General features: G+C 73.3%; 18 protein-coding genes. 8 read left to right on the forward strand and 10 right to left on the reverse strand.

Going from position 1 to position 16,778, the window contains the following annotated elements; genetic code table 11:
* Window positions 1-10 precede the first annotated feature (10 nt).
* A complete protein-coding gene (locus tag ACZ69I_RS02600; protein ID WP_470830192.1) occupies window positions 11-820 on the forward strand; it encodes an EI24 domain-containing protein in 810 nt (269 codons plus the stop codon).
* On the opposite strand, the gene ACZ69I_RS02605 is transcribed toward ACZ69I_RS02600, so the two are convergent.
* Complete coding sequence (locus ACZ69I_RS02605) at window positions 781-1,998, reverse strand: pyroglutamyl-peptidase I (protein ID WP_470830645.1); 1,218 nt, start codon at window positions 1,996-1,998, stop codon at window positions 781-783. The genes ACZ69I_RS02600 and ACZ69I_RS02605 overlap by 40 nt on opposite strands.
* Before the next feature lie 98 nt (window positions 1,999-2,096).
* The gene (locus ACZ69I_RS02610) at window positions 2,097-2,387 is read right to left on the reverse strand and encodes a hypothetical protein (RefSeq protein ID WP_470830193.1); all 291 of its coding nucleotides are present in this window, start codon (window positions 2,385-2,387) and stop codon (window positions 2,097-2,099) included.
* A gap of 107 nt (window positions 2,388-2,494) precedes the next feature.
* On the opposite strand from ACZ69I_RS02610, the gene ACZ69I_RS02615 reads away from it, so the two are divergent.
* The gene (locus ACZ69I_RS02615) at window positions 2,495-3,091 is read left to right on the forward strand and encodes a TetR/AcrR family transcriptional regulator (protein WP_470830194.1); all 597 of its coding nucleotides are present in this window, start codon (window positions 2,495-2,497) and stop codon (window positions 3,089-3,091) included.
* Window positions 3,092-3,283: 192 nt separating this feature from the next.
* Window positions 3,284-3,916 (forward strand): LysE family transporter, encoded by a 633-nt coding sequence (locus tag ACZ69I_RS02620; protein ID WP_470830196.1) that lies wholly within the window; start codon window positions 3,284-3,286, stop codon window positions 3,914-3,916.
* A 6-nt stretch (window positions 3,917-3,922) separates the two neighbouring features.
* On the opposite strand, the gene ACZ69I_RS02625 is transcribed toward ACZ69I_RS02620, so the two are convergent.
* The gene (locus ACZ69I_RS02625; protein ID WP_470830198.1) at window positions 3,923-4,825 is read right to left on the reverse strand and encodes an aminoglycoside phosphotransferase family protein; all 903 of its coding nucleotides are present in this window, start codon (window positions 4,823-4,825) and stop codon (window positions 3,923-3,925) included.
* Window positions 4,826-4,857: 32 nt separating this feature from the next.
* On the reverse strand, window positions 4,858-5,439 hold the full coding sequence (locus ACZ69I_RS02630; RefSeq protein ID WP_467668806.1) for a TetR/AcrR family transcriptional regulator: 582 nt from the start codon (window positions 5,437-5,439) through the stop codon (window positions 4,858-4,860).
* Between the two features lie 99 nt (window positions 5,440-5,538).
* On the opposite strand from ACZ69I_RS02630, the gene ACZ69I_RS02635 reads away from it, so the two are divergent.
* Entirely contained in the window at window positions 5,539-6,684 is a 1,146-nt protein-coding gene (locus ACZ69I_RS02635; RefSeq protein WP_470830199.1) for an agmatine deiminase family protein, read from the forward strand.
* A gap of 81 nt (window positions 6,685-6,765) precedes the next feature.
* Here the strand turns inward: ACZ69I_RS02635 and ACZ69I_RS02640 are convergent, their stop codons facing one another.
* Complete coding sequence (locus ACZ69I_RS02640) at window positions 6,766-7,662, reverse strand: LysR family transcriptional regulator (RefSeq protein ID WP_470830646.1); 897 nt, start codon at window positions 7,660-7,662, stop codon at window positions 6,766-6,768.
* 123 nt (window positions 7,663-7,785) lie between these two features.
* Between ACZ69I_RS02640 and ACZ69I_RS02645 the strand changes: the two genes are divergently transcribed.
* Window positions 7,786-8,604, forward strand: a complete 819-nt coding sequence (locus tag ACZ69I_RS02645) for an NAD(P)-dependent oxidoreductase (RefSeq protein WP_470830201.1) — start codon at window positions 7,786-7,788, stop codon at window positions 8,602-8,604.
* A gap of 65 nt (window positions 8,605-8,669) precedes the next feature.
* Window positions 8,670-9,080 (forward strand): RidA family protein, encoded by a 411-nt coding sequence (locus ACZ69I_RS02650; protein ID WP_467668798.1) that lies wholly within the window; start codon window positions 8,670-8,672, stop codon window positions 9,078-9,080.
* On the opposite strand, the gene ACZ69I_RS02655 is transcribed toward ACZ69I_RS02650, so the two are convergent.
* Entirely contained in the window at window positions 9,012-9,620 is a 609-nt protein-coding gene (locus ACZ69I_RS02655) for a TetR/AcrR family transcriptional regulator (RefSeq protein WP_470830203.1), read from the reverse strand. The genes ACZ69I_RS02650 and ACZ69I_RS02655 overlap by 69 nt on opposite strands.
* Before the next feature lie 187 nt (window positions 9,621-9,807).
* On the opposite strand from ACZ69I_RS02655, the gene ACZ69I_RS02660 reads away from it, so the two are divergent.
* Window positions 9,808-12,294, forward strand: a complete 2,487-nt coding sequence (locus ACZ69I_RS02660; RefSeq protein ID WP_470830205.1) for a glycoside hydrolase family 3 C-terminal domain-containing protein — start codon at window positions 9,808-9,810, stop codon at window positions 12,292-12,294.
* On the opposite strand, the gene ACZ69I_RS02665 is transcribed toward ACZ69I_RS02660, so the two are convergent.
* A complete protein-coding gene (locus ACZ69I_RS02665; RefSeq protein WP_470830207.1) occupies window positions 12,291-13,202 on the reverse strand; it encodes an SGNH/GDSL hydrolase family protein in 912 nt (303 codons plus the stop codon). The genes ACZ69I_RS02660 and ACZ69I_RS02665 overlap by 4 nt on opposite strands.
* Window positions 13,203-13,543: 341 nt before the next feature.
* Between ACZ69I_RS02665 and ACZ69I_RS02670 the strand changes: the two genes are divergently transcribed.
* A complete protein-coding gene (locus ACZ69I_RS02670) occupies window positions 13,544-14,038 on the forward strand; it encodes a DUF3145 domain-containing protein (protein WP_467668790.1) in 495 nt (164 codons plus the stop codon).
* Window positions 14,039-14,095: 57 nt separating this feature from the next.
* On the opposite strand, the gene fabF is transcribed toward ACZ69I_RS02670, so the two are convergent.
* The 3 genes from fabF to ACZ69I_RS02685 all read right to left on the reverse strand — a co-directional run bounded on the left by fabF (window position 14,096) and on the right by ACZ69I_RS02685 (window position 16,778).
* A complete protein-coding gene (gene fabF, locus ACZ69I_RS02675; RefSeq protein ID WP_467668788.1) occupies window positions 14,096-15,358 on the reverse strand; it encodes a beta-ketoacyl-ACP synthase II in 1,263 nt (420 codons plus the stop codon).
* 70 nt (window positions 15,359-15,428) lie between these two features.
* Window positions 15,429-15,677, reverse strand: a complete 249-nt coding sequence (locus tag ACZ69I_RS02680; RefSeq protein WP_361714808.1) for an acyl carrier protein — start codon at window positions 15,675-15,677, stop codon at window positions 15,429-15,431.
* Window positions 15,678-15,776: 99 nt separating this feature from the next.
* Window positions 15,777-16,778, reverse strand: coding sequence for a beta-ketoacyl-ACP synthase 3 (locus ACZ69I_RS02685; RefSeq protein ID WP_467668786.1), 1,002 nt, complete (start codon window positions 16,776-16,778; stop codon window positions 15,777-15,779).

Genomic DNA, 16,778 nt, shown 5'->3' on the forward strand with positions numbered 1-16,778 from the left:
GGTGTGCCGCATGCGCGATCTGGGTGTGGGCTTCGGCTACTTGGTGAAAGGGCAGCGCTGGGTCGCCCAGCACGGCAAGCAGTACGGATGGGGGCTGCTGCCCGGCCTCATCACCCTCGTCCTCTACGCGGCCGCGCTCGTCGCGCTGGCCCTCTGGGGCTCCGACCTCGTCGGCTGGGCAACGCCGTTCGCCGACGACTGGTCCGCGCCCCGGCTCGGTCTCTTCCGCGGCTTCCTGACGGCCCTGCTCTTCGCCCTCGCGCTGCTGCTCTCCGTGCTCACCTTCACCGCGGTGACGCTCCTGGTCGGGCAGCCGTTCTACGAGTCGCTCTCCGAGAAGGTCGACGTCGCCGAGTCCGGCCACGCCCCCGAATCGGGCCTGCCGCTCTGGCGCGAGCTGTGGATCTCCGCCAGGGACAGCCTCCGCGTCCTGGTGCGGGCGGCGCTCTGGGGCGTGCTGCTCTTCGCGCTCGGCTTCGTCCCGGTGGCCGGGCAGACCGTCGTCCCGGTGATCGGCTTCTGCGTGACCGGCTTCTTCCTCGTCGAGGAACTCACCGCGGTCGCCCTGCAGCGCCGCGGCGTCGAACTGCGCGAGCGGCTCACCCTGCTCCGCTCCCGCAAGCGACTCGCCTGGGGCTTCGGGGCGCCGCTCGCCGTCGCCTTCCTGGTGCCGTTCGTCGCGGTGTTCCTGATGCCGGGCGCGGTCGCGGGCGCGACGCTGATGGCACGGGACCTCCTCGGCGAGCACGGCACCGACGGCGGCGGCGCTCCTGCCGCGGGTCAGGACGACGCGGCCACCCGGAGGATCCCCCTCACCTGAGCGATGATGTCGAGCCGGTTGCGCACGAACTCGGGATCGGTCACGTCGCCCGTCGCCGGGTCCGTGTTCCCCGCCCCGAACTGCAGGACGGGCGTGTGCACATGGCCGCCGGGCAGCCGGTCGTGCAGCCCGAGCCGGTCGCGCAGGAGCGTCGCGCGGTAGCCGATCTCGTTCGACAGGTAGTCCCCGCCGCCGCCCGCACGCGCCGTCGACCCCTCGGTCGGCCCGTCGGGCCGGACCACGGGCTCGGTGCCGCCCGCCGGGATCTCGGTCACCGACGTGTTGTCGTACACGGGGAAGCGGCCGGTCCGCGCGTCCTTGATCGCCTTGTACGGGAGGGTCGTGGACGTCCACTGGGGCTGGGAGGCGGGATCGCGCACCGGCACGGTTCCGGTGCGCGACACGTTCTCGTTGTCGGGGAAGCCGCCGCGCCAGGCGCCGTTGGTCCGCTCGATGTCGAACCGGCCGACGCGGCCCTGGCTGATGGTGGTGAACAGGTCGACCCGCGGCAGGTGCGGCCGCAGCGCCCGCTCCACGGCGCCGTCGGCGAAGTCCTGCCACCGGACCGGGAAGACCACGGCTTCGACGCGCGCGGGCCCCTCGGGCGTCGAGATCGTGGTGCCGTCCAGGGCGAGCGCGGTGGCGCCCGACGGATTGCTGATGCGGACGTCCCGGTCGAGGGTGAACGGGTCGAAGCCGGTGACGAGGACGCGTTTGACGTGCTGGTGCTTGCCGGACCGGTACGTGACGGTGTCCTGCCCCCGTGAGGACCGCTCCAACTCGCCGATGAGCCGCTTGCGTTGGTCCTCCGTCAGGCTGAACCGGGTGGGCGCCCACTGCCGCAGCTCCCGCGTCATCCCGAGCCGCGCCCAGTACAACGGCCGGTCGTCGTCCCGGCTGAGCGCCGACGGAGCCCCGGCGGGCCCGCGCCCCTGCGCCCGCTCGACGGCCCGCCGCCACAGCGCCCTGCCTTCACGCACGACGAGGCGCCTGGCCGCGTCGTACGAGGGTGACCTGCCCAGCGCCCGCGCCAACTCCGGGGCCTGCGAGTCGAACCCGCTGCGCCGCAATATCTCCTGTGGAGCGGCCCGGTCGAGCCGCGCCTCCTCCGCGGTGGGAGCGGAGGGCCGCCCGGCCGGGGCGGCGAAGGCGGGGGCCGGGGCGGCGAGCCCGGCCATCAGGGCGGCGACACCAAGAGCGCCAATTCGAGAGAGCACGCGAGTCCTTCCGTAACCGGTGGGGTGGCGGAAGTATCGCGGGGCGGGAGGGGTGAGCGCTACGGGGACTTCCGCGGCGTTCGGCCGCGGACCGCCAGGGCGAGCAGTGCGCAGCCCAGCGCTCCGACCACCAGATCCGTCCAGCCCGGGGCGCCGGCCTCGCGCAGCACGGCGGAGACGCCGAAGGCGGTGTTCCAGCCGGACTCCGTGATCGCGGAACCGAAGCCCTGCACGAGCAGGATGAACCCGAAGAGGGCGAACAGTCCCACGGAGGACTTCTCGCCCTGTTCGCTCTCCCCGTTCTGTTCGCTCCGTTCTCCCTCTCCGTTCTGCCTGTTCCGGGTCGCCATGTGTGCCTCCACTTTTTCCGATGCGGTCGCATCAGATCATGCCTCGGGGCGGGATATGATGCAACCGCATCGAAATCCTTCGGTGTCGACACGAAGAGGATCCGTACGTGCCCAAGCAGGTCGACTACGAGGACCGCCGCAGCCGCATCGCCGAAGCCGTCTGCGCCCTGATCGCCCGCTCCGGGATGGAATCCGTCAGCCTCCGGGACGTCGCCACGGAGGCGGGGGTGTCGATGGGCGCGGTCCAGCGCTGCTTCCGTACCAAGGACGAGATGCTGCTGTTCGCGCTGGAGAGCATCTCGCAGCGGATCGGCGACCGGGCGAAGGCACGTATCGAGGCGTCGGGCACCCCCCGGTCGGCCGTCACCCTGCTCCGCCGCACGCTGTCGGCGCTCGCACTCGTCGAGCCCGAGGACAGGACGGAAGCGCAGGTCTGGGGAGCGTTCGTCGCGCACGCGGCGGTGAGCGAGCAACTGGCGGTGGTGCTGCGTGAGACATACGGCAAGTCGCACGAACTCCTCACCTGGCTGATCGGCCACGGCCAGGAAACCGGCGAACTGAGTCCCGCCTCCGACCCGTCCGCCGAGGCCGCCACCTTGCTCGCCCTGACGGAGGGCCTCACCGCACAGGTACTGGTGGGCCACCGGACGCCGGAGGAGGCGCGCGAGATCTTGGAGCGGTACGCGGGCGGCTTGATTGCTTGAGGGGAGGGGGGCGGAGCGGGGTGGGGGAGTAGTGGCCGTAAATCAGTTGCCGCCCCCGGCGGCCCCCCGCCACGCTCCACCCATGAACCCGTGCCCGGCCACCGCCACCCTGCCGCCGACCACTCCCGCCCCCCGTCCGGCTTGGGTGCAGCAGCAGGCCGCCCACTCGTGGAGGCCGATCTCCGTGCGCGCGTGAGCGCCGTCCTGGTCGCGGGGCTGCTCGCCGGGTACGGCATCGCCATGCCGGTCGGCGGGGTCGCGACCTACCTCGTGGCGCTCACCGCGCGCACGTCCCTGCGGACCGGCGCCTGCGCCGCGCTCGGCGTCGCCACCGCCGACGGCCTCTACGCCCTCGTCGCCGCGGTCGGCGGCGCCTCGCTCACCGGGGTCGTCGCACCGGTCCTGACGCCGTTGCGATGGGCCTCGGTCCTGGTGCTCCTCGCGCTGGCGGCGCGCGGCGCCACGACGGCGGTACGGGAGTACCGCGGGCGCGCCGCGGCCGCCGTGCAAACCGGCACCCCCATCGGCCCCGCCCGCGCCTATGCCGCCCTGCTCGGCATCACGCTCCTCAACCCCGCCACGGTGATCTACTTCGCCGCGCTCGTCCTCGGCAGCCCGGCCACGGCCACGCCGACCCACCTGGAACAGGCCGTGTTCGCGCTGGCCGCCCTCGTCGCGTCGGCGAGCTGGCAGCTGCTCCTCGCGGGCGGCGGAGCGCTGCTCGGGCGGGCGCTGACGGGCCGCCGGGGCCGCCTGATCACGGCGCTCACGTCAAGCGCGCTGATCACGGGCCTGGCGGCCCACCTGCTCCTCGGCACGGGGTGAGACGGCCTACGCGCCCGGCTCCGTGAGCCGTGCGACGACGCGGCGCGCGATCCCGGCCATCACCGGATGCGTCTCGCGGTAGTACGCGAGCTCGGCGAGGGCGATCGTCAGGGCCCAGCCCCGCCCGCGCGCCCACATGGCGTCGTCGGCGGCGGGCCCGAGCGCGGCGCGGAACACCTCGCGGGCCCCGGCGTCCATCAGGTACCAGGCGGAGATCAGATCGACCGCGGGGTCGCCCGTGCCCATGCACCCGAAGTCGATGACGGCGGCGAGCCGGCCGCGCGCGACGAGGACGTTGCCCGGCTGCAGGTCGCCGTGGAGCCAGACGGCGGGCCGCCCCCACGGCGGGGCGTCGAGCGCGGCCTCCCACACGGCGGTCGCGGCCCGCTCGTCCACGGCGCCGCGCACCCGGGCGAGCGTCGCTCGCGTGTCGGCGTCGCGGCCCGCCAGGGGATCGCCGCGGTAGGAGGCGGGCGCCCCGGCCGTGTCCACCGCGCGCAGAGCCGTCAGGAACCGCGCGACGTCCTCGGCGAAGAGGGCGGGCTCTGCGAGGGGACGGCCGGGCTCGGGCGTGGCGCCGTCCAGCCACCGGAAGACCGACCAGGGGTACGGGTATCCCTCGCCCGGCGCGCCCCTGCCGAGCGGCACCGGGATCGCGACGGGCAGCGCGGGCGCGAGCCGGGGCAGCCACAGGTGCTCCCGCTCCACGTCCTCGGCGGACCCCGCGACGCGCGGCAGCCGGACCACCATGTCCGCGCCGAGCCGGTACATGGCGTTGGACGTCCCCGCCGAGTCCACACGCTCCACCGGGAGCCCGGACCACTCCGGGAACTGGGCGCCGACCAGCTCGCGCACCAGCGCCTCGTCGATGTCGGCCTCGTCCGCGTGCAGCTTGTCGCCCATCCCCATAACCCTCTCCCTGCTGTCTCCTCCGGGGGCGCTCAGGGCCGCCCCAGCTCCAGTCCGACCGCGCCGCGCAGCAGTTCGTGCGCCCGGTCGAGCGCCAGCGTGTCGCTCAGCCACCGCTCGCTCAGCCCCTCGACCAGCGCGGTCAGCCGCTCGGCCGCGGCCTGCGCGTCGACCCCGGCGGCGGCCTGCCCGGCGGCGCAGGACCGCCGCACCAGGTGCGCCAGGTCGTCCACCCACTCCCGGGTGGCGGTGGCCAGCTGCTCGCGCAGGTCCGCGTCGAAGACGGCGGTGGCGCGCAGCTCGCCCCAGGCCGCGCTGTTCTCCCGTACGCGGGGGGTGTCCTGGAGTTCCAGGAGCAGCAGTTCGGTGAGCTGGGCGCGGGGGTCGTCGTCCGGCGCGGCGTGGAGGGCGGGGTCGGTGTAGCGGACGGCGCGCCGGCTGATGAACTCCAGGGTGCGGCGGAGCAGCCCCGCACGGTCCTTGAAGTGGTAGTAGATCAGGGCGGTCGAGACACCGGCCTCCGCGGCGACCTCCTCCACGCGCAGCCCGCGCACGCCCCGGCGGGCGATGAGCCGGGCGGCGGCTTCGAGGATCTGGGTGGGCCTGTCCGGCATCGCGTACTCCACTGCCTGAAGGAAAGACGGTCGACGTGTCCGGTGCCCGATCATGCCTTACGCTCGTACTGACCAAATTTTCAGTCAAGGGGATCGATCATGTCGTTCACGCGGATGTCCAGGCGCCGGGCCGCGGGGATCGGGGGCCTCGCCGCCCTCGGCGCGACGCTGAGCGCCTGCGGGGACGGCGGCGGTGGCGGCGAGCGGGGGAGCGGCCGGGCCGAGCCGGCCGCCGCGACCTCCGGCGGTGACCGGCGCATGCCCGAGGAGGCGGCGCCGCACGAGCTGACGTACATGTCCTGGCCGACCCGCCGCGTCTGGAAGTCCGACGTGCACGGCGTGCGGCAGGACATCGCGCGGATCGCGCGGACGATCGCCGAGTTCGAGCCGGTGACCCTGCTGGCGAACGAGCGGGACGTGGCGGCGGTCCGGCGCGCCTGCGGCGCGGGCGTGACGGTCGTGCCGGTCCCGGTGGATGACCTGTGGATGCGGGACACCGGACCGAGCTTCGTCCTCGGCCCGGACGGCATCGCGGGCGTCGACCTCAACTTCAACGGCTGGGGCGACAAGCAGGAGCACGGCCGCGACGGAAAGGTCGCGCGGGAGATCCTCGCGGACCGGGGCGTCGCCAGGATCGAGGCGCCCCTCGTCGGGGAGGGTGGCGCGATCGAGGTCGACGGGGCGGGCACGCTGCTCGCGACCGAGAGCTCGCTGGTCAACGACAACCGCAACCCCGGCAAGTCCCGCGCCGACATCGAGCGCGAGCTGAAAGGGCTCTTCGGCGTCACCGAGGTCCTCTGGGTGGACGGCGTCCGGGGCGAGGACATCACGGACTGCCACATCGACGCGCTGGCCCGGTTCGCCGAACCCGGCGTGGTCCTCATGAGCACCCCGGACCCGACGGCGCCCGAGGACGTCTGGGCGAAGGCGTACGCGCAGGCGCGCGACGCCCTCGACGGCGCGACGGACGCCCGGGGCAAGCGCCTGGAGATCGTCTCCCTGCCCGAACCGGTCGACATCGGCCGCCGCGGCGACGACTTCCTCGCGACCTACGTGAACTACTACGTGGCCGACGGCGGCGTCGTCATGCCCCGCTTCGGCGACCGGAAGGCGGACGACGCGGCGGCGTCGATCGTGCGGGACCTGTACCCGGGGCGGCGGGTCGCCCAGGTGCCGGTGGACACGCTCGGGGAGGGCGGTGGCGGCATCCACTGCGTGACGCAGCAGCTCCCGAAGCGGGGCTGAGAGCCTGCCTTCGCACCCCCGTCGGGGCGCGGGCGGGAATTCACAGACAGGCTCTGAGGCCGTCTCCTCGTCGCCCGCCGCTCACCCCACCCCTCCCGCCGCCGCCCGCAGCGCCGCCAGGAACGGGGCCGTCGCCGGGGGCGCCGTCAGCGTCCGCGGTGTCGCCGCGTACACCGCGCGTTCGGGCAGCGCCTCGTCCCGTACGGGTACCAGCGTGATGTCCGGCCGTACGCCCTCCGCCGCGAGTGCGGGGACCAGGGTCACGCCGAGGCCCGCCGCCACGTATCCCTGTTTCGCCGTCCACTCCGCGACGACGTGGGCGACGCGCGGCCGGAAGCCGTGCCGGAGCGCCGGGTCGAGGAGGGTGCGCTCGCCGTCACGGGTGCCCGACACCCAGTCCTCGGCGGCGAGTTGGGCGAGGCGCACCTCCGGCTCGTCCGCGAGGGCGTGCCCCGTCGGCAGTGCTACGTACAGCGCCTCGTCGAGCAGGTGGTGCAGTTCGTACGCCTCGCCGGGCCGCGCGCCGCCCGTCGACGACACCACCGCCAGGTCGAGTTCGCCCTCCGCGAGGCGGGCCAGGAGGGCGGGCGTGAGGCCCTCCTCGCGGGTCAGGGCCACGCCCGGGTGACCGCCCCGGAACCCCGCGATGGCCCGCGGCACGAGCCCCGCGTCCGCCGTCGCGAACGCCCCGACCCGCAGCAGCCCGCCCGTCGCCTCCCGCAGGGCCGCCAACTCCCGCCCCACGGCGCCCAGTCGGGACTGGATGTCCTGCGCGTGCGGAAGCAGCGCCCGCCCCTGCGCGGTCGGCCGCACCCCGCGCGGCAGCCGGTCGAAGAGCGGCGCCCCGCCCAGCGCCGCCTCCAGCGCGGAGATCTGCCGCGACACGGCGGACTGCGTCCACCCCAGCTCCCGCCCGGCCGCCGTGAAGGACCCGTGCCGGGTCACGTCGAGGAAGGTGCGGAGCCAGACGGTGGACAGTTCCGGCGGCGCGGGCGGTCCCGGCGCGGGGTCCTGGGGTGTGGCGGCGGCTCCGGATGCGGCATGGCTCGCATGCTAGACATTCGCTTGTCGCATCCCCCGCGCGGGCCTAGCGTCGAGGGCATGGAAAAGATCGCATTCCTCGGCCTCGGCCACATGGGCGAGCCGATGGCCCGTCAACTCCTCTGCGCAGGGCACCCGTTGACCGTCTGGAACCGCACTCCCGAGAAGGCGGAGGCCCTCGTCGAGGCGGGCGCCACGGCCGCCTCCAGCCCTGCCGACGCCGTGCGCGAGGCCGACGTCGTCATCACCATGCTCGCGGGCCCAGGCGCCCTGCGCGAGGTCGCCGACGCCGTCCTGCCCGCGCTGCGCACCGGCGCGTACTGGGTGGAGATGTCGACCGTCGGCCCGGAAGCCGTACGGGAGTTGGCGGACCGCGTCCCGGCGGGCGTCACCCTCGTCGACGCCCCCGTCATGGGCAGCACCGACAAGGCCGCCGAGGGGCGGCTCGGCATCCTCGCGGGCGGCGAAGCGACGGGCGTCGAGCACGTGCTCGCCCGTTTCGGACCGGTCACCCGCACCGGCCCGCTCGGCTCCGGTGCCGCGCTCAAACTCGTGGTGAACACCGCCGTCATCGGAGGCGTGGGCCTGGTCGCCGAGGCAATGAAGCTCGCCGACGCGCTCGGTCTCGACGAGACCACCGCCAAGGGCGCCCTCGCCGCGGGACCGCTCGGCGGTGCCGTGGCCCGCGCCTTCGCCACCGATGTGCACTTCGGCAGCGACCTCGCCGTCAAGGACATCACCCTGGCGACGGAGTCGGCTCGACTGCCCGTGATGGAGGCGGTGTTGGGACACTTCGAGGCGGCCGCCGCAGACCCCGACGTCGTCCACGAGGACGTCGCCCGCGCCGTCACCCACATCCGCGCCCGACGCGCCACGTGACCCGGCGCCCCCACGCCCCGCACACACCTCGCCCCCGCCCCCGCCCCCGCCAAGGAGTACCCAGCATGGAGATCACCGTCGGCAACCCCGCCACCGGCCCGCGCCCGCAGGGCCCGTACTCGCAGGTCGCGCGCGTCGAGCACGCCGACGGCGGCGTCCTGCTGTACCTCTCGGGGCAGTGCGCCGAAGGCGACGGCATGGCCGCCCAGACACGCGGCGTCTTCGAGGCCATGCAGCAGCTGCTCAAGGCCCACGGCGCGGAACTCGACGACGTCATCAACATCCGTACGTATCTCACCGACATGGACGCCTTCGACGCATACGTGGCCGTGCGCAAGGAGTTCCTCCCCGGCACCCCGCCCACCAGCACCACCGTCGCGGTCCCGCGCCTCGTCCCGCCGGGCGCGCTAGTCGAGGTCGAGGTGGTGGCCGCCGTCACCGGCGTCCAGGGCGCCACCGGGGCCCTCGCCGAGTAGCTTCAGGAAGTCCCGGAACGCCGCCGCCATGTCCACCGCTCCGGGGTCGAGCAGCCACTGGTACTGCAGGCCGTCCATCACGGCGACCAGCAGCGGGGCGGCGGCCTCCGGGGTGAGGCCGCCCGGCAGCCGCTCCCCGTACTCGGCACGCAGCACCGCGGCGAATTTCTCGCGCACCGCCTCGTACCGCCCGGTGAAGAAGGCGCGCGCGGGGTGCCCGTCCGTGACGCTCTCGCCGAGCAGGGCGGAGAAGGTCTGCACGATGCCGGGGCGCATCGCGTTGTACTCGACCAACGGCCCGAGCAGATCGAGCCGCCACTCGCCGCGCGGCACCGCGTCCCACTGGTCGCGGGCCTCCAGGACGGCGACCAGTAGGGCCTCTTTGGTGGGGAAGTGGTGCAGCAGACCCTGCTGGGTGAGTCCGACCCGCTCGGCGACCGCCCCGAGGCTCGCCCCCCGGTAACCGCGCTCCGCGATCACCTCGAACGCCGCGCGCAGAATCTCCGCGCGCCGCTCCTCGCTCCTGGCCCTGGCCGCCATGGCCCGCCCCCTTCCCTGCGTGCTCGCCCGGAGGACCGTACGACATGTTCAGATTACGGGAGGATAACGAAACCTACCTCTCTACAGGTGAACGATGCACGATGGGAGACAGGACGGGGCACAGACAGGGGCGGACGGACCGGACCGGACCGACCGGACGGCGCGAAGGACGAAACGAGGCACCGCCATGACGGCAGTGGAGCACGGGGACCCGCAGGGCGCGGCGAAGGAGCGCGCACGCGAGGCGGCCGTCGAGGCGGCGCTCGGCCAGCTCGGCCTGGACGCGAAGGCCCGCCTGCTCGGCGGGCGCGGCATGTGGGCGCTGCACGCCCTGCCGGAGATCGGCCTGCGCTCCCTCGTGATGTCCGACGGCCCGATCGGCGTGCGCGGCGTCCGCTGGACCGCCGACGACCCCTCGGTCGCGCTGCCCTCCCCGACCGCGCTCGCCGCCACCTGGGACCAGGACCTGGCCCACCGGGCCGGCGCGCTCCTCGCCCAGGAGGCCCGCCGCAAGGGGGTTCACGTCCTCCTCGCGCCGACGGTCAACCTCCACCGCTCCCCGCTCGGCGGCCGCCACTTCGAGGCGTACAGCGAGGACCCGTACCTGACGGGCGTCATCGGCACCGGCTATGTGCGGGGGGTGCAGTCCGGCGGCGTCGGCACGACCGTCAAGCACTTCGTCGCCAACGACGCCGAGACCGACCGCTTCACCGTCGACAACAAGGTGCCCGCGCGCGCCCTGCGCGAGTTGTACCTGGCCCCCTTCGAGAAGATCGTCGCGGACGCCCGCCCCTGGGGTGTCATGACCGCGTACAACCAGGTCAACGGCGTGACCATGACCGAGCACCGGCACCTCGTCCAGGACGTCCTGCGCGGCGCGTGGGGCTTCGACGGCTTCAACGTCTCCGACTGGATGGCCGCCCGCTCCACCGTCGGCGACATCGAGGGCGGGCTCGACGTCGCCATGCCCGGCCCGCGGACCGTCTACGGCGAGCCGCTGGCCGCCGCCGTCCGCGCGGGCGAGGTCGCCGAGGAGACCGTCGACGCGGCCGTCCGCAACGTCCTGCGGCTCGCCGCCCGCGTCGGCGCTCTCGACGGCGCCGAACCCGTCGTCGCCCCCGCGGACCTGCCCGCCCCGATCGACGGTGAGGCGCTGGCCCGCGAGATCGCCCGGCGCGCCTTCGTCCTCGTGCGCAACGAGGACCGGACCCTTCCGCTGAGCGGCACCGGCACGGTCGCCCTCATCGGCGCCGCCGCCCGCGACGCCCGCATCCTCGGCGGCGGCTCCGCCACCGTCTTCCCCGACCACGTGGTCTCGCCGCTCGACGGCCTGACCGCTGCCCTGCCCGAGGGTGCGCTCACCTACGCGGTCGGCGCCGACCCCAGCGACGAACTCGCCCCCGCGCAGAAGGGGTTCGAGCTCCGCGCGATCTGCCGCGACGCCGAAGGCGCCGTCATCGGCGAGGGCGCTCTCCCCTCCGGCCAGGTCCAGTGGATCGGCGAGGACCTGCCCGAGGGTGTCACCCACGAGGCGCTCGCGAGCGTCGAGGTGACCGGCACGTTCACGCCGCGCGAGAGCGGCGGGCACGCCTTCGGCACGCGCGGCCTCGGCACCTTCACGCTCACCGTCGGCGAAGAGGTGCTCTACGACGACGTCCAGGAGATGAGCTCCGCCTCCGACCCCTTCGAGGCGTTCTTCGGCGCACCGGCCGAGCGCGGCACGGTGACGCTCACCGCCGGAGAACCCGTCCGGGTCTCGCTGCGCCACCGGCTCGACAGGAGGGCCGCGGCTCCGCTGCCCGGCGTCCTGTTCGCGCTGGCCCACCTCGGCCCGCGGCGCGCCGCCGACGAGCTGATCGCCGAGGCCGTCGAGGCCGCCCGCGCCGCCGACACCGCCGTGGTCGTCGTCTCCACCACCGAACGCGTCGAGTCCGAGGGCTTCGACCGGCGGGACCTGAAGCTGCCGGGCCGCCAGGACGACCTGGTCCGCGCCGTGGCCGCCGCCAACCCGCGCACCGTGGTCGTCGTCAACTCCGGCTCCCCGGTGGAGCTTCCCTGGCGCGAGGACGTGGCGGCCGTCCTGCTCACCTGGTTCCCCGGACAGGAGGGCGGCGCCGCCCTCGCCGACGTCCTCCTCGGTGCCGGCGAACCGGGCGGCCGCCTCCCCACCACCTGGGGCGACCTCGCGGCGGCCCCCGTCACCCGCGTCACCCCCGAAGGCGGTGAACTCCCCTACAGCGAGGGCGTGTTCATCGGATACCGCGCCTGGGAGAGGGCGGGCGCCACCCCCTCGTACGCCTTCGGGCACGGCCTCGGCTACACCGACTGGACGTACGAGTCACTGACCGTCGACGGCACGACGGCCACCGTCCGCATCCGCAACACCGGTGAACGCGCGGGCCGCGAGACCGTCCAGATCTACCTCGCCCCCGCCGACGGCGACGGCTCCCGCCCGGCCCGCTGGCTGGCGGGTTTCGCGGCGGCGGAGGCGGCGCCGGGGGAGAGCGCCGAGGTGACGGTGCACCTCCCGCGCCGAGCCTTCGAGACCTGGGACGAGGCCACCGGCACCTGGTCCCACCACCCCGGCCCCTATCGAGTGGAGGCGTCCCACTCCCTGACGGACGTCCGCCTGACCGCTGTCCCGCACGTAGTCGTGGTCGAAGCCGGGCCCTAGGCCACCGGCTTCCTCGACGTCACCTGCCGGTAGGCGATCTCGGCCAGCCGCGACTGTCCGTTCTTGCTGGGGTGGAACCAGTCCCAGTGGCTCAACTGGTCGCCGTCGAAGCGGTAGTCGAAGACCGCCCCGCCGTCGTACCGGCACCGCCGGTCCTTGTCGCACACGTCCTCGAGCACGTCGTTGTACGCGACCACGCGCTCCCGCACCGCCGCGCGCCGCTCGGTCGCCCCGGCGTTCAGGTCGTCCGGGTCGGCCAGCATCGAGGCGCAGATGCCCAGCTTCCACACCTGCTTGCCCAGCGGATTGGTCCGCCCCTGGGACCAGAGCCGCTTCAGGTCCGGCACGGACGCCACGTACACCTGAGCCTTCGGCAGCTCGCGGCGGAGCGTGCGCATCGCCTCCTGGAAGTCGGCGCGGAACTGCGAGACCGGGGTCATCGAGGCGACCGACGGACGGCAGGCGTCGTTGGCGCCCGTCATCACGGTCACCAGCTCGGGACGTTCGGCGGCGGCCTGTTCGATCTGGCCGGTCAGATCCGCCATCCGGGCGCCGGTCTTCGCGTGGTTCCAACTGTGCGAGCCGGCCCGCGCCTTCCCGAGCAGCCGCGTCGCCAGGCTGTCCACCTCGGCGTCGGTGCCGGTCGCCCAGGACGCCTCGGGGCAGTCGGAGAGCACCGAGCAGGCGTCGAAGCCCCGGGTGATGGAGTCGCCGACCGCGGCGAGCGAGCGGGGCGAGGTGTCCCAGACGGGGGTGGGCGTGGGGGACGGCTTGCCGTGGGCTGGCGGGCCACCCGACGCCGGGGAGTTGTCGCCCTGCGCGTCGCACGCGGTGAGCGCCCCGCCGCACAGAAGGGCCGCCGTCGCGAGAGCGACCACGGCGCGCGAGCGGTGCCTGCGGCTCTGCATCCCTGTTCCCCTCTGTCGTTCAACGTGACGTCGTGCGCGCGGCTGGGGTTGCGCCCCGCCGGGTGAAAGGTCGGAGTTTCCTGGCCTTCGGACCGACGGTACGTCACACTCCTTGCGCCGTCGCACGGTAGCCTCGGCCCGTAGCCGCCGGGCCACTGCTGTCACGGCGGTGACAGGGCGGGTGGTCCACCCGGTGGCGCACTGCCGCACTGGTTCCGCTAAATTACATCACGTCACATCTGTCCCCTTTTCCCAGGTTTATCTAGTATTTGGGGAAAACTGTTCGGCACGGGCGCGAGGCCGCTGGGGAAGGCGAACCTCGACCCACACTGGAGGTCCCGGTGACGACACGTGGAGTTCTGTACGTGCACTCCGCTCCGCGCGCGCTGTGCCCACACGTCGAGTGGGCCGTCGCGGGCGTGCTCGGCGCGCGCGTGAGCCTCGACTGGATCAGGCAGCCCGCGGCGCCGGGCACCTGGAGATCCGAATTCTCCTGGCAGGGCTCGGCGGGCACGGCCTCCAAGCTCGCCTCCGCCCTGCGCGGCTGGGACCTGCTGCGCTTCGAGGTGACGGCGGAGCCCTGCGCGAGCGCGGAGGGCGAGCGCTACAGCGCCACGCCCGAGCTCGGCATCTACCACGCCGTCACTGGCATCCACGGCGACATCCTGATCCCCGAGGACCGCCTCCGTGCCGCGCTGGCCCGCTCGCAGCGCGGCGAGAGCGACCTGGAGGCCGAGCTCGCCAAGCTCCTGGGCAAGCCCTGGGACGACGAGCTGGAGCCCTTCCGGTACGCGGGCGAGGGCGCGCCGGTGCGCTGGCTGCACCAAGTGGTCTGAGACGACGCGAAGGGGCCCCACCGAGTGGTGGGGCCCCTTCGCGTACGTACCGCCGGATCAGACGGACCGGAACGCCAGCACGACGTTGTGCCCGCCGAAGCCGAACGAGTCGTTCAGCGCCGCGATCCTGCCCTCGGGCAGGGCACGCGCCTCGTCGCGGACGATGTCCGCGTCGACCTCGGGGTCGAGGTTCTCGATGTTGATCGTCGGCGGGGCGACGCGGTGCTTGAGCGCGAGGACCGTGGCCACGGTCTCCACGCCGCCCGCGCCACCGAGCAGGTGACCGGTCATCGACTTGGTGCTGGAGATGGCCATGTGGTCGACGTCGTCGCCGAACGCCTTGCGCAGCGCCTTGATCTCCGCGACGTCACCCTGCGGCGTCGAGGTCGCGTGCGCGTTCACGTGCACGACCTCGGCGGGCTTGAGGTCCGTCGTGTCGACCAGGTTCTGCAGCGCCGCGGCGATGCCGTTGCCGGACGGCTCGGGCTGCGTGATGTGGTGGGCGTCGGCCGAGATGCCCTGGCCGACGGCCTCCGCGTAGATCTTCGCGCCGCGGGCCTTGGCGTGCTCCTCGGACTCGAGGACGATCACGCCGGCGCCCTCGCCGAGCACGAAGCCGTTGCGGTCGGCGTCGTAGGGACGCGAGGCGCCCTGCGGGTCGTCGTTGTTCTTGGACATCGCCATCATGTTGCCGAACGCGACGATCGGCAGCGGGTGGATCGCCGCCTCCGTGCCGCCCGCGACGACGACGTCGGCGCGGCCGGTGCGGATCATCTCGATCGCGTAGCCGATGGCCTCGGCGCCCGAGGCACAGGCCGACACCGGGGTGTGGACGCCCGCGTGGGCGCCCAGCTCGATGCCGACGTTGGCCGCCGGGGAGTTGGGCATCAGCATCGGCACGGTGTGCGGGGAGACGCGGCGTACGCCCTTCTCCTTGAGCACGTCGTACTGGTCGAGGAGCGTGGTCACGCCGCCGATGCCGGAGGCGATGACCGCGCCGAGACGGTGCGGGTCCACCGAGGTGTCCTCGCCCGCCTTGGCGGTGTAGCCGGCGTCCGCCCAGGCCTCCTTGGCCGCGATCAGCGCGAACTGCGCCGACCGGTCCAGCTTGCGGGCCTGCGGGCGGGGGATGACCTCGCCCGGTTCGACGGCGATCTGACCGGCGATGCGGACGGGCAGCTCGGCTGCCCAGTCCTGCTCCAGCGCGCTGACGCCGGAACGGCCCGCGAGCAGGCCCTCCCAGGTCGACGCGGCGTCGCCACCCAGCGGTGTGGTTGCGCCGATACCGGTGACGACCACGGTGCGATTGGTCGAGTTCACAGGAAATTTCTCCACGGTGTTGAGGGGATCAACGGCGCCACCGCCGGGTGGCGATTGAGCTCGAGCTCGGTCAGTTCTGGTGCTCGAGGATGTACTTGGTCGCGTCGCCGACCGTCTTGAGGTTCTTGACGTCGTCGTCGGGGATCTTGACGTCGAAGCGCTCTTCGGCGGCGACGACGACCTCGACCATGGACAGCGAGTCGACGTCCAGGTCGTCGGTGAAGGACTTGTCCAGCTGGACGTCCTCGACCGGGATGCCGGCGATCTCGTTCACGATCTCCGCGAGACCGTCAACGATCTCCTTCTCTGTGGCGGCCATGTCGGCGCTCCTTCTTGTGTATCCGGGGGAGGTGGTGCGCCCGCCGCGGCAGCGGCGGGTCGTGCGGCGGTACGGATCGGATGATCCGGACCGTGACGCCTAGGGGAGGGTAACGACCGTGGCGGCGTACACGAGACCCGCCCCGAAGCCGATGACCAGCGCGGTGTCGCCGCTCTTCGCCTCGCCGGTCGCCAGGAGCCGCTCCATTGCGAGCGGAATCGAGGCGGCCGAGGTGTTGCCGGTGGTGCGCACGTCACGGGCGACCGTGACGTGTTCCGGCAGTTTCAGAGTCTTCACCATCGAGTCGATGATCCGCTCGTTGGCCTGGTGCGGAATGAAGACATCCAGGTCGTCCGCGGTGATTCCGGCCGCGTCCAGCGCCTGCTGGGCGACCTTCGCCATCTCGAACACGGCCCAGCGGAAGACCGCCTGGCCTTCCTGCGTAATGGCAGGGAACTTGTCGGGCGCGCCGTTGCGGTAGACGTCCCAGCCCTCGGTCTGCTTGATCGTCTCGGCCTTGTCGCCCTCCGAGCCCCAGACCGTCGGACCGATCCTGGGCTCCTTGGAGGGGCCGACGATCACGGCGCCCGCGCCGTCACCGAACAGGAACGCCGTCGCGCGGTCGCTCAGGTCGGTGAGGTCACTGAGCCGCTCCACGCCGATGACGAGCACGTACTCGGCGGAGCCCTCGACGACCATGCCCTTGGCGAGGGTCAGCCCGTAGCCGAATCCGGCGCAGCCCGCGGAGATGTCGAACGCGGCGGGCCTGCCCGCGCCGATCTTGTCCGCGATCTCGGTCGCGATGGCCGGGGTCTGCTTGAAGTGCGAGACGGTGGAGACGACCACGGCCCCGATCTGCTCGGGCCTGATGCCGGCGTCGGCGATCGCCTTGCCCGCCGCCTCCACGGACATCGCGGCCACGGTCTCCTCGTCGGAGGCCCAGTGGCGGGTCGCGATGCCGGAGCGGGAGCGGATCCATTCGTCGGACGAGTCGATCGTCTCCAGGATCACCTCGTTCGGTACGACGCGCGTGGGACGGTAGCCGCCGACACCCATGATCCGTGCGTACGGGTGGCCCTGGCCGGCCTTGATCTTCGACAT

This window comes from Streptomyces sp. NPDC036815, from assembly GCF_055609205.1.